This is a genomic window from uncultured Microbulbifer sp. (assembly GCF_913055755.1).
GTDB lineage: Bacteria > Pseudomonadota > Gammaproteobacteria > Pseudomonadales > Cellvibrionaceae > Microbulbifer.
Map to the genome: position 1 here is coordinate 1 of NZ_CAJXKH010000102.1, position 12864 is coordinate 12864.

Annotated in this window: 11 protein-coding genes; 7 read left to right on the forward strand and 4 right to left on the reverse strand. The window is 61.4% G+C overall.

What is annotated here, in order from left to right; all coding sequences use genetic code 11:
* The coding region (locus QZ511_RS14395) for a hypothetical protein (RefSeq protein WP_295803372.1) at positions 1–483 on the forward strand (483 nt) is incomplete at its 5' end.
* Between the two features lie 50 nt (positions 484–533).
* On the opposite strand, the gene nhaC is transcribed toward QZ511_RS14395, so the two are convergent.
* Positions 534–1985 carry a Na+/H+ antiporter NhaC gene (gene nhaC, locus QZ511_RS14400; protein ID WP_295803374.1) on the reverse strand — a complete coding sequence of 484 codons (1452 nt, stop codon included), beginning with the start codon at positions 1983–1985 and terminating at the stop codon, positions 534–536.
* Between the two features lie 200 nt (positions 1986–2185).
* On the opposite strand from nhaC, the gene QZ511_RS14405 reads away from it, so the two are divergent.
* The 4 genes from QZ511_RS14405 (at position 2186) to arcC (ending at position 6985) form a co-directional block, all read left to right on the forward strand.
* Entirely contained in the window at positions 2186–3634 is a 1449-nt protein-coding gene (locus tag QZ511_RS14405; protein ID WP_295803376.1) for a YfcC family protein, read from the forward strand.
* A 105-nt stretch (positions 3635–3739) separates the two neighbouring features.
* Positions 3740–4981: an arginine deiminase gene (gene arcA / locus QZ511_RS14410; RefSeq protein ID WP_295803377.1), complete on the forward strand. Its 1242-nt coding sequence runs from the start codon at positions 3740–3742 to the stop codon at positions 4979–4981.
* A gap of 53 nt (positions 4982–5034) precedes the next feature.
* Positions 5035–6039, forward strand: a complete 1005-nt coding sequence (locus QZ511_RS14415; RefSeq protein WP_295803378.1) for an ornithine carbamoyltransferase — start codon at positions 5035–5037, stop codon at positions 6037–6039.
* A gap of 4 nt (positions 6040–6043) precedes the next feature.
* Positions 6044–6985 carry a carbamate kinase gene (gene arcC / locus QZ511_RS14420; RefSeq protein ID WP_295803379.1) on the forward strand — a complete coding sequence of 314 codons (942 nt, stop codon included), beginning with the start codon at positions 6044–6046 and terminating at the stop codon, positions 6983–6985.
* 21 nt (positions 6986–7006) lie between these two features.
* On the opposite strand, the gene QZ511_RS14425 is transcribed toward arcC, so the two are convergent.
* The 3 genes from QZ511_RS14425 to QZ511_RS14435 form a co-directional block, all read right to left on the reverse strand.
* Positions 7007–8212, reverse strand: coding sequence for an HlyD family secretion protein (locus QZ511_RS14425; RefSeq protein ID WP_295803380.1), 1206 nt, complete (start codon positions 8210–8212; stop codon positions 7007–7009).
* Entirely contained in the window at positions 8212–9753 is a 1542-nt protein-coding gene (locus QZ511_RS14430) for an efflux transporter outer membrane subunit (protein ID WP_295803382.1), read from the reverse strand. Before QZ511_RS14430 ends, QZ511_RS14425 begins: the two co-directional genes overlap by 1 nt.
* A 139-nt stretch (positions 9754–9892) precedes the next feature.
* Entirely contained in the window at positions 9893–10744 is an 852-nt protein-coding gene (locus tag QZ511_RS14435; RefSeq protein ID WP_295803384.1) for a carboxylate/amino acid/amine transporter, read from the reverse strand.
* On the opposite strand from QZ511_RS14435, the gene QZ511_RS14440 reads away from it, so the two are divergent.
* Both QZ511_RS14440 and QZ511_RS14445 read left to right on the forward strand, forming a co-directional pair.
* Positions 10743–11240, forward strand: coding sequence for a DUF6314 family protein (locus QZ511_RS14440; RefSeq protein WP_295803385.1), 498 nt, complete (start codon positions 10743–10745; stop codon positions 11238–11240). The genes QZ511_RS14435 and QZ511_RS14440 overlap by 2 nt on opposite strands.
* A 181-nt stretch (positions 11241–11421) precedes the next feature.
* On the forward strand, positions 11422–12690 hold the full coding sequence (locus tag QZ511_RS14445) for a Xaa-Pro peptidase family protein (protein WP_295803386.1): 1269 nt from the start codon (positions 11422–11424) through the stop codon (positions 12688–12690).
* The last annotated feature ends 174 nt before the right edge of the window (positions 12691–12864 follow it).

The window sequence follows — 12864 nt, forward strand, 5'->3', positions numbered from 1 at the left end:
CCAATGTCTTTTCTGCGCGCGGAACTAGCGGAAACTCCCACCAACGCGCAGCGACTGTTCCTGCTCTATTACAACGGGGTCCTGGTGGACCTGGTGGTGTTGAATCTGTTCGCGGAGTTTTCAAAGAACGTCGAGATCAAGTCCTTCAGTATTTCCCTGCTCGCCGCGATTTTGCTGCAGGCGTTACTGAAACTGACCATCGCGGTAGAGCACCGGGTGGCGGCATTTTTCAAAAAATACTCCGGTGGGTTTCCCAGGTTTCTGCGTTATTTCTGTGCCTGGCTGGTGTTGTTCGGCTCCAAGTTCGTGATTCTGGAAGCCATTACCTTCGTATTTAACGAGGACGTGCGTTTCCACGGTATGTGGCACGGGGTGATCACCCTGATCATCGTGGTGGTGGTGATGCTGGTGGTGGAGGAACTGGTGGTGCGACTGTTTCGCCGGCTGCGCTTCAGGACTCAGACTCCGGATACCCGCCCGTGAACCTGTGTGCGCGCTCGCCGCGGTCGGGAACTGGGGGTTGCCTGCCCGACTCAGGTGCGCGTGGCGCGCAACACGCGAAACCCGACAAAGGAAAACACCATAGTGAGTAGCGGATTGAACAGGTTGAAAAAACAGAAGGGTGCAAAGGCAATGGTTGAGCTGCCCAGTGCCGCGGCCATGTAAGCGCCACAGCTGTTCCAGGGAATCAGCGGTGACGTGACGGTGGCGGAATCGCCCACCACCCGCGACAGCATCACCGGTGCATAACCGCGCTCTTCAAAGGTACTGCGAAACAGCCTGGCCGGCAGTACAATGGCGATGTATTGGTCCGAAGCGAGCACATTGGTGCCGAAGCAGGTCGCCACCACCGACGACACCAGTGCGCCGGCAGAGCGGGCTTTTGCGATCAGTGGGCCGATGAGCCGCTGCAACAGGCCCGCATGCTCCACCACGGCGCCGAAGGCGAGCGCGGTAATGATCAGCCACACGGTGTTGAGCATGGATTCCATGCCGCCCCGCGACAGCAGCTCGTCCACGCGGGCATTGCCGGTCTCCGCGGTATAGCCGGTGGCGATCGCCTCCCAGACCCCTTTTGTGTATGCGAGTAGCGGCGGCAGGTTTTCGCTGTCCGCCAGCGATAGCACGCTTTGCGGTGCGGTGAACACCGCCTGCACCCCACCCACCAGTGCGCCGATAAAAATGGTGACAAACGGCGGAAAACGCAGCAGCGCCATGGTGACGACAACCAATAGCGGCAACATGGTCCACAGGGATACCGTCGAGTGTTCGCGCAGGCTGTCTAGAGCACCGCTCGCATCGAAATCACCGGGGGTGCCCAGCAGCGCGAAAATTCCCACCGCCAGCAGCAGCGAGGGTACCGAAGTCCACAGCGATTCACGGATATGGTCGAACAGGTTGGAACCGGCCGCGGCGCTGGCGAGATTGGCGGTATCGGAAAGCGGCGATGCCTTGTCGCCAAAATAGGCACCGGAAATCACCGCGCCGGCGGTGATCGCGGGCGAGAGTCCCATGCTCTGGGCGATGCCCATCATGCCGATGCCGATGGTTCCGGCAACAGTCCAGGAGCTGCCGACGGTAAAGCCGACCACCGCACTGATAATGGCGGCGGTCGCATAAAGGTAGGTCGGGCTCAGTAGCTTGAGACCGTAATACACCATGGTCGAAATGGTGCCGGACATGGCCCAGGCGCCGATCAATGCGCCAACCGCCAGCAGGATCAGGATGGCCGCAAGCCCGGTGGAGATGCCCTTGACTACTGCCTCGCGGATGCCTTCGACACCCATGCCGTTTTTGTAAGCCACGGCCATCGCAATCAGCGCACAGAACAACAGGGCTATCTGGTTGGGCCCGTAGGAGGCGTCGTCCCTGAACAGGTAATAGGACAGCCCCAACAGTGCCAGCAATGCGACCACGGGAATCAGGGCGTCCAGCAGTGACGGCTCCCTGATCCTGCGTGTTGTTTCAGTCTCCACATCACTCATGGGTACGGTTTCCCATCCCTCGCTGCCCCGCAGTCGCGTCTACCAATTTAAGGCACTCTCTTCCAAAGCGTAGATTGCACTGGAATATATGTGACCCATACTCAATATGACGTGGAAAAATTTTTCGCGCACAAAGACTCAAGCTGGATGTTACGAATGTGATGGGGCAGTCGCTCTGCACAGTGGTGAAGGAGAGCACAGTGAGCAATGGCAACAGCCCGGTCAGCGATGAGCAGACCGCAGAAAAGCATTTTCGCTTTCCTACCGCATTTACCATTCTGTTTGGTCTGATCGTATTCGTTGCCGCGCTCACCTGGATCATTCCCGCCGGTGAATACCAGCGTGAAATGAACAAGGAGCTGGGAGAAGAAGTGCCGGTGCCCGGCACCTATCACCAGGTGGAATCCGACCCCCAGCGCCTGCTGACCTCCATGCTGATGGCGCCGGTTAATGGCATGTATGACACCGAGACCAACGAGGCGCGTGCCATTGATGTGGCCTTGTTCGTGTTGATGATCGGCGGTTTTCTCGGTGTGGTCACGCGCACCGGCGCCATCGACGCCGGTATGAGCCGGACCATGAAGGCCCTCAAGGGGCGGGAGATATGGATGATCCCGTTCATGATGGCGTTGTTCGCCGCCGGCGGGACCAGCTACGGCATGGCGGAAGAATCGCTCGCATTTTACGGGCTGATCATTCCGGTGATGATTGCCGCGGGCTACGACGCCGTGACCGCGGTGGCGATGATCATGCTCGGCGCCGGCATCGGCACCCTGGGGTCAACGGTCAATCCCTTTGCCACCGTTATCGCTTCCAATGCCGCACAGATTCCCTTTACCCAGGGTATCTGGCTGCGGGTGGTCATTCTCGTACTCGGCTGGCTTGCCTGTGTGGTCTACGTGATGCGTTACGCCAGACTGGTCAAGGCCAATCCGGAGAAGTCCCTGGTGGCCGACCTGCGCGAAGACAACCGGCAACATTTTCTCGGCGGCAAGGCCAGCCTGGAAGAAATTGAATTCACCACCAAGCGCAAAATCATCCTGCTGATTTTTGCTATCACTTTCGCCGTGATGATCTGGGGCGTGTCCTCCGCCGGCTGGTGGATGGGGCAGATGTCGGCGCTGTTTCTGGGCTCTGCCATTCTCATTGGCCTGATTGGCCGCTTGGGTGAAAAGGAACTGGTCAACACCTTCCTCGATGGTGCCCGGGATCTTTTGGGTGTGGCACTGATCATCGGTGTCGCCCGCGGTGTCGTGGTCGTCATGGACCAGGGAAAAATTACCGATACCTTGCTGTTCTGGGCCGAGCAGGCGGTGGGCGATCTGCCCTCGGTGGCATTCATCAATGTGATGTTCTGGATCGAAGTGCTGTTGTCCTTCTTCGTGCCTTCCTCGTCCGGCCTCGCGGTGCTTTCGATGCCGATCATGGCGCCACTGGCGGAGTTTGCTGAAGTCAGCCGCCACCTGGTCGTCACCGCATTTCAGTCCGCCAATGGCCTGGTCAATTTGATCAATCCCACCTTTGCCGTGGTGATGGGCGGGCTGGCCATCGGGCGTGTGGGCTACGACCGCTGGCTGCGCTTTATGGCGCCGCTGCTACTGATACTGGTGATCATCATCATGGCCGCACTGAGTATCGGTGCACTGTGAATTTCACTATCTGGTATGGCAGCAAATCCAATACCCCCGAGTGTTCTGGGCTAAGGTTTTACTAATCCGCAACAAGCAGTGGTTTGGCGATCCGGAGGCAGTGACATGGCTGAGCAAGGTGTTCGTTTGGGGGTGCATTCTGAAGTGGGCAAACTGCACAAGGTCATGGTGTGCCGCCCGGGGCTCGCCCACCAGCGCTTGACCCCCGGCAATTGCCACGATCTGCTGTTCGACGATGTCATCTGGGTGCATGAGGCACAGAAAGATCACTACGATTTCGTGCTGAAAATGCAGGAGCGCGGGGTTGAAGTACTGGAACTGCACGACTTGCTGGCCGCGACCATGGATGTTCCGGATGGGCGTAAATTCGTGCTCGACCGCAGGGTAACGGTCAACTCCGTGGGCCCGTCCACCGCCGATATGATCCGCCCCTGGCTGGACGAGATGCCGGGCAAGCAACTGGCTGAGCACCTGATTGGTGGTATCGCGCTGTCGGAACTTCCGGAAACCCCCGGCAAAGGCCAGATGATCGACGCGTTCGGCGCTACCGATTTTGTGCTGCCGCCGGTGCCTAACACCCTGTTCCAGCGCGATCCCTCCTGCTGGATTTACAACGGCGTGACCGTCAATCCAATGTATTGGCCGGCGCGCAAGCCGGAAACCCTTTTGCAGCGCGCGGTTTACAAGTTTCATCCGATGTTTGCCGGTGCCGATTTCAAAATCTGGTGGGGCGACTCGGATGCGGATTTTACCGGCGCGTCGATGGAGGGCGGTGATGTGATGCCCGTTGGAAAAGGCGTCGTGTTGATCGGCATGGGGGAGCGCACCACACGCCAGGCGGTGCTGCAAACCGCCCAGTCTCTGTTCGCGAGCGGCGCCGCGGAGCGGGTGATCGCCTGCCAGATGCCCAAGAGTCGCGCCGCCATGCACCTCGATACAGTGTTCAGTTTCCTCGACCGCGACGCCGTTACCATATTCCGCGAGGTAGTGGACCAGATCCGCTGCCACAGTATTTACCGCGGCGACAAAAAAGGGGATTACGAAGTGCGCTCCGATGAGGGGCCGTTGCTGGACGTGGTCAGCAAGGCGCTGGGCATCAAAAAACTGCGGGTGGTGGAAACCGGTGGCAATGCCTATGCCGCGGAGCGCGAGCAGTGGGATGACGGCAACAACGTCGTCGCCCTGGAGCCCGGGGTGGTGGTTGCCTATGACCGCAACGTGCACACCAACACCCTGCTGCGCAAGGCGGGGATCGAGGTCATCACCATTCGCGGCTCGGAACTGGGCCGCGGTCGCGGCGGTGGCCACTGCATGACCTGCCCGATTGCGCGCGCCCCGGCATACTGACACACCATCTTCAAGAAATTATCGAGAGCGGCAAACGTACGGAGAAACCGGTCATGAGTTTCAATCTGCGCAACCGGTCACTGCTGACCGTCCAGGATTTTACCCAGCGGGAATTCAAGTTTTTGCTGGATCTCGCCCGCGATCTCAAGCGCGCAAAATATGCGCGCACCGAACAGAAACATCTCGATGGCAAAGCGGTTTGCCTGATTTTTGAAAAAACCTCCACGCGCACTCGCTGCGCATTTGAAGTGGCCTGCAGCGACCAGGGCGCCAATGTGACGTATCTCGACCCGGCGGGTTCCCAGATCGGTCACAAGGAATCCTTCAGGGATACCGCGCGGGTGCTGGGGCGCATGTTCGACGCCATCGAATACCGCGGCGCCGCCCAGACCGGCGTCGAGACGTTGGCGAAGTACGCCGGGGTTCCGGTGTACAACGGGCTGACCGACGAATACCACCCCACGCAGATGCTCGCCGATGTGCTGACCATGCGCGAGCACTGCGACAAGCCGGTGCAGCAAATCAAATACGCCTACATCGGCGATACCCGTTCCAACATGGGGCACTCCCTGATGCTGGTGGGATGCCTGATGGGCATGGACGTGCGTATCTGCGGTCCCAAATCCCTGTGGCCGAGCGAGGAATACCGCAAGATCGCCGAGGAGCTTGCCGGGAAATACGGGGCGACTCTCACCATTACCGAAGATCAGAAAGCTGCGGTGAAGGATGTGGACTTTATCCACACCGATGTCTGGGTTTCCATGGGCGAACCCAAGGAGGTGTGGAGAGAACGCATCCAGTTGCTGATGCCTTATCAGGTCAACCGGGAACTGATGCAGGCGAGCGGCAATCCCCACGTGAAATTCATGCACTGCCTACCGGCGTTCCACGACACCGAAACCAAGGTGGGCAAACAGATTGCCGAAGAGCACGGCATCAGCGACGGCCTCGAGGTCACCAACGAGGTGTTTGAATCCGAGGCCAACGTGGCCTTCGAGCAGGCGGAGAACCGCATGCACACCATCAAGGCGCTGCTGGTCGCCACCCTGGGAGACTGATGCCATGCGAGTCGTCGTAGCGCTGGGCGGCAACGCCCTGCTGAAACGGGGTGAGCCCATGACCGCCGAGGTGCAGCGCGCCAACGTGCACGTCGCCGCCCAGGCCCTGGCCCCCATTGCCCGCGAACACCAGCTGGTGATCAGCCACGGCAACGGCCCGCAGGTGGGGCTGCTCGCACTGCAGGGCGCCGCCTACAAACCCGACGAAGCCTATCCGCTGGATGTGCTCGGTGCGGAAACCGAGGGTGGTATCGGCTACATGATTGAACAGGAACTCGGCAACCTGCTGCCCTTCGAGGTGCCCTTCGCTACCCTGCTGACCATGGTGGAAGTGGACCCGGAGGACCCGGGGTTTGCCGACCCCACCAAATTTGTCGGCCCGGTATATGAAAAACCGGAGGCCGATCAGCTGAAGGCGGACAAGGGCTGGGTGTTCAAACAGGACGGTGACAAGTGGCGCCGCGTGGTGCCGTCGCCGCTGCCCAAGCGCATTTTTGAATTGCGCCCGATCAAGTGGCTATTGCAGCAGAACACCGTGGTGATCTGTGCTGGCGGTGGCGGTATTCCCACCATGTACGAAGAGAAAAACGGTGCGCGTAAACTGGTGGGGGTCGAGGCGGTGATCGACAAGGATTTCTGCTCGGAACTGCTGGCGCGGGAACTGAATGCGGATCTTTTCATCATGCTCACCGACGCACCGGCTGTTTACCTCGACTGGGGCGAGCCAACCCAGCGGGAGATCCGCCGCGCCACCCCGTTATCCCTGGAAAAATACACTTTTGCAGCGGGTTCCATGGGCCCCAAAGTCACTGCAGCCTGCCGCTTTACAGAGATGACCGGCAAACCTGCGGCGATCGGTGCGCTGGTTGACCTGGAACGCATCATCAAGGGCGAAGCGGGCACCACCATCTCTCATGAGGGGGAGGGGCTGCACTGTCAGGAGTAATTCCCACACCTGTCCCGGAAATCAGTACGCATAGGACAGATAGCTCATCACGCGGATGTACAGCTTGCCCAGCAGCTTCAGAATGGCGTGGTTATCGGTGTAGGCGATCACCGATGCCTGGCCGCCCATGCGCAGCTGGCTGAGCACTTCCGGTGGCGGTGGGGCGACAAATTCCACCCGCACCGGAAAACGCTGGGCCTGACGCAGCCAGTCGCGATTGTTCTGGACGTCGGGCAGGTCGCCCGGGGTCGGGGTGCGGCCGGCTTTGACCCCCGCGCCTATATCCAGAATCCGCCCCTTCAGTACCCGCCCCGGCAGTGCATCCAGCAGGATTTCCACCGGCGTGCCCTGCCGCAGGTGGCCCAGGTTGTTCTCGGTGTAATCCGCACTGATCCAGAAGTCTTCCCGCGAAATCAGCGTCAGTACCGGGCTGCCGGTGCCCGCATAGCGGCCGACCTCGGCGCGCAGGTCGGTGATGATGCCGTCGGTCTGTGCGACCACGATGGTATTGTCGAGGTCCAGCTGGGCCTGCTCTACCGCCGCGCGGGCCACTTTCAGCAGAGTGTTGTCGCGCTCCGAATCGCCACCTTTCTGTTCGATGGCCTGCTGGATTGCCGCTTCTGCGGCCACCACCTGGGCGCGGGCCTGTTCCAGGTTGGCACGGGAAATTTCCAGACGCCGCAGGGAGATGGTGCCGGGGTCGCTTTCCCGCAACCGCTTCAGGCGCGTGTAATCCTGCTGTGCCTGGATTCTGCCGGCGATGGCGGCGCGCAAATTGGCTCGCGCCTGCTCTACCGCGGCATCCCCGGCCGCCACCTGCTGCCAGGTGTTGTCCAGGTTGGCGCGGGCGCTCTGCAGTGCCAGCGCGTATTCGGTGCGGTCGATGGCAAACAGTTTTTCACCCTGTGTTACCTGCTGGCCATTCTCGACCCAGACCTCGGTGACGACGCCGGCCACTTTGGGAGCGACCCCTACCACATAGCCCTGCACCCGCGCCTGGGAGGTATACGGAGTAAAGCGGTCGGCGAGCAGGTACAGGCACAGGGAGGCGAGGATCAGGGCAAGCAGGATTTTCACCCCGCGCCCCACGGCCTTGGCGGGCGTTGTTTCTGCAGGCGTTGGCGTCGCCCCGCTGGCGGGGCCCGCCGCGGCGATTTCGTCCAGGGTTTTCTCCGCTACGTCTCCCTGAGTTTGCGGGCCACTGCTGGCCGGTTCTCGATCGTCCATTACGGCGTTGCTCCCGCGGGCAGGGCGGGAAGGGGTTCCTCTAGCTGTTCACCCCAGTTGCTGCGCTGCTGCATCTGGTAGCGCGTATCTGCGGGGAACAGGTCTTCGACGGTGGCCTGGCGCCAGCCGCCGCCGATGGATCGGTACAGTTCAATAATGGCAGCTACATGGTCGCCGCGGTTGATTACCACCAGGTCGGACTGGGCAAAAACGGCGGCCTGGGCATCGAGTACCCGCTGGAAGTCGGAGTAGCCCTCCTGATAGCGGCGCGTGGCAATTTCCAGTGAGCGCTCCGCCGCCACCAGGGATTCATCGAGTATGCCCTGGCGGGCGCCGGTCTGGGCGATGGCGCTGGCGGCGTCGTCGATTTCGCGGGCCGCCTGTAGTACCGTCGCGCGGAAAATTTCCAGGCGCTGCTGCAGGCGGGCGTCCTGCACGCGCACGTTATTTTTGATACGCCCGTAGTTGAAAATATTCCAGCGCAGCGCCGGGCCCGCGATCAGGGTGGAGACGTCCGGCAGCTCGCCGAGACTGGTGCCGGCCCAGCCGACGCTGCCGAACAGGGAGATCGCCGGGTACAGATCGCTCATGGCGATCCCGATCTGTGCCGATTGCGACGCCGCTTCCCACGCCGCCGCGCGCACGTCCGGTCGCCGCAGCAGCAGGCTCACCGGCATTTGCCCCAACGGTATCTGCCCGATCTGCGGCAGACTGTCGTCCACTCCCGCCAGTTCCGGCAGGTCGCCGGGGGTGCGTCCAAGCAGGGCGCTCAGCGCGTTGCGCTGCCGCGTGAGGGTGAGTTCCAGGGCCGGCACTGTAGCGAGGGTGGCGAGATACTGGGTGCGCGCCTGTTGCAGGTCGAGTTCGGATTGCTGGCCGCTCTCGAATAGCTGGCGGGTGATTGCCACGTTGCGTTCCTGCAGGGCGATATTGCGCCGCGCAATGTCGATGCGCTGCAGGGTAGTCTTGTAGTCGTAGTAGCGTGTGGCCACTTCCGCTGCCAGCAGAACCTGGCCATCGCGCTGGTTGGCGATCGAGGCGAAAAACGCCGCATCGGCGGATTCGATACCGCGGCAAAAGCGCCCCCAGAAGTCCATTTCCCACTGCAGGTTGAAGGCCAGGTCTGCGGTACCGTAGTCGCGGTGGTCGTCGTCGCGCCCGCCATGCAGGTATTCGGAAACATAGGCGCCGGCGCCATCGATGTGCTGTAGCTGCGGGAATTGCAGGCCGACGGCGATGCCGAGGGCTGCGCGGCTTTCCAGGATGCGCAGGCCGGCAATCTGCAGGTCGGGATTCTCATACCGCGCCACGGCAATCAGTTCGTTCAGTATCGGGTCTCCCAGGCGCTGCCACCACTGGCTGATATCGACGGCGTTGGGATCCTGGAAGGTCTGGCCGTAGAGGTCGGGCTGCCAGGCGGACAGCCAGGACATTTCCGGTTCTCGAAAATTGGGGCCCAGCGGGGTGCAGGCAACCACACTGGCCAGTAACAGGGTACACAAGGGCGGCGAAATTACAGGGCGCGGGAAGGGACTAGTCATTGCGCGAGAGGGCCGCGATATTTTCCGCTGTGTCCATGAAACAATTTCCCTGTTGCGCGTAGGGCCGGGGTTCCTCCCGCTGGTACCGTTTCCGGCAGAAATTATAGCAGTCGCGCAAACGGTGAAATTTTTTCCCGCTTCATCGCTTGCGGCGTTCACTCAGCAAAACTGCGGCGAGGATGATCGCGCCGCCCAGTGCCAGTCGGGGCAGATCTGCATCGCGGTTCCAGATCAGCAGGTTGACCAGCAGGCCCGCCGGAATCAATGCATTGTTCATCGCCGCCAGGGTGCCGGCGGAAACCTGGGTGGCGCCCTTGTTCCAGAGAAAATAGCCGACGCCGGATGCCACCGCCCCCAGCCACAGCAAAATGCCCCACTGGGTGGGGGTGCTCGGGTACTGGGGCTTGCCCAGCAGCAGCCAGGCGAGGATGGCGACGATGCTGGCGCCGATAAAGAACCAGCCGAAGGTCTGTCGCGGCGGCAGCACTTCGCCCCGCGCACCGGCATCTTGCATAAACTGCTTGTAGGCCACCTGGCCGGTGGCGAAACACAGGTTGGCGCCCTGCACTACAAAGAAGCCCAGCCAGTAATCGCCGTTCAGGTCATTCCAGCGGATGACTGCGGCACCGAGTACGGCGATGGCCGCCACCAGCAGGTTCCAGAAGACGAAGCGCCGCGCCAGCAGGTCGTAGATCAGTGTGATGTACAACGGGGTAAAGATGGTAAACAGCAGTACTTCCGGTACGCTGAGCAGCAGGAAGGACTGGTAGTAGAACAGGTACATCAGGCCCAGCTGTACGGCGCCGATGGCCATCAGGGTAACCGCGCTGCGGCGCGGTGTACGCCAGTTGAGAAACGGCAGGAACACCAGTGTCGCCAGCAGTACCCGGGTGAGTACGGAGAAATAACTGTCGACCTGGCCGGCGAGGTAGACGCCGATCAGGCTGAAAGAAAAGGCCCACAGCAGGGTGACCAGGATCAGTAGTGTCATGGGTAACGCATCGAATCAGGTAAGCGAAGTCGCGGAGTTAACCGGCCAACAGTTGGATGCATTGGACCGCTTATGGGGGCGGTTGCGCAAGGTGCGCGCGTTCAGTTTCAACGCCAGCAATGGCCCCGGTTCGCAAACCAACTGGCGCGGCCACGGCCGCGGAGAAGTCTCTGTGGAGTTTTTCGGGGCGCATATCCTGTTTGCCGAGCAGGCGCTGTTTACCGATGCCGATGGCCACAAGATCGAGCTGCAAAACCGCTATCGCTGGACCCGCTGCGTGGATCATATCCGCCTGGAACATTTGCGCCGGGAGGAACCGGTACTGCTGTTCGGCCTTGCGCCGGTGACCGAACACGGTTTCCGCCATGTGCAGCCCCACCTGTGCGGCAAGGATACCTATACCGCCGAGCTGATACTGCACAGCGATGAAATCGAATTGATCTGGCATATTCACGGGCCGCGCAAGAACGAGCGGCTGCACTACCACTACTGGTAGTGTTTGTTTTTTTAGCCCTCGTTGAGCAACCGGCTCGCCGGCTATACAGGCTGCCGCATCTATCCTGCTTTTCTGCGCCAAACGCGATACCCTCATTGCCGTCCAATTCGGGTGCGATACGCTGCGCACCACCAACCCATTTGCTGAACCGCTGCAGGCAGAAACCGGGAGAGAAACTGTCATGTCCACCAAACGCCAATTGCTGAAAGCCGCTGCACTGCTTGCGGTCACACCGACGCTGCCGCTGCGCGCCGCCACGGAGCCGACCGCGGCCACCGCCAAAGAACCTGAATCCCTGCTTACCGGGGTACAACCCATCGGTGTTGCCGAGCGGCAGGCACGGGTTGCACGGGCCCAGGAGCTGATGGGCAAATACGGCATTGATGCCATCGTGCTGGAGCCCGGTGCGGCGATGCTGTATTTCACCGGCATACGCTGGTGGCGCTCCGAGCGCCTGACCTGTGTGGTGATCCCCAGGCGCGGTGAGCTGGCGGTGGTGACACCGTTTTTCGAGGAGCCCTCGGTGCGCGAGTCGATGACCTTCGGCGAGGATGTGCGCACCTGGAATGAACACGAAAGCCCCTTCGCGCGGGTCGCGGGTGTGCTGAAAGACCGCGGCTTCAAGTCCGGTGTCATTGGCCTGGAAGCCACCGTGCGCTGGTTTGTAGCCGACGGTATCCGCGATGCGCTGCCGAATTTCAAACTGGTGAGCGCCGACCCGGTCACCCGCGGTTGCCGCATGATTAAAAGTCCCGCTGAACTGGCGCTGATGAAAAAGGCCAACGAAATTACCCTCGCCGCCTACGGCATGGTGTGGGATCAGCTGCGACCGGGAATGACACCGGCGGACGTCAACCAGCGCATGCGCGAGGCGCAGGCGGCGTTGGGCGGGCAGGGTATCTGGACCATGGCGCTGTTCGGCGAGGGCAGTGCCTACCCCCACGGTACCGACCAGCCGCAACAGATCCGCGAGGGGCAGGTTGTGTTGATGGACTGCGGCTGCAGTGTCGAGGGCTATCAGTCGGATATCTCGCGGACCTTCGTGTTTGGCGAGCCCAACAAGAAGCAGCAGAAAATCTGGAATCTGGTGCGCGAGGGGCAGTACGTGGCCTTCGAGGCCGCCAAACTCGGTGCCCCGGCGGGCAGTGTCGACGACGCGGTGCGGGCGTTTTACCTGAAGAACGGTTTCGGGCCCGACTACCGCCTGCCGGGTCTCTCCCACCGCACCGGCCACGGTATCGGTATGGAGGGGCACGAGCCGGTGAATTTTGTGCGCGGGGAAAAAACCAGGCTGGCGCCAGGGATGTGCTTTTCCAATGAGCCGGGAATCTACTTGCCCGGTGAGTTCGGTGTGCGCCTCGAGGATTGTATCTACATGACCGAAGACGGCCCGGCCTGGTTTACCGTGCCGCCCACAAGCCTGGCCAGCCCGCTGGGGCGTCTGGGCTAGCCGCCACAGTGACCGGTGTGCAGGTGGCTTCCCCCTGCAACACCTGCCTTACAGACTGATCTGCCCGCGCAGGTAGGTCACCGCGCGCCCGCGCATCAGTACCCGGTCGCCTTTCAGTTCGCAGTCCAGTTCGCCGCCGCGGGGGGAGATCTGCTTCGCGGACAGGCGAGTCCG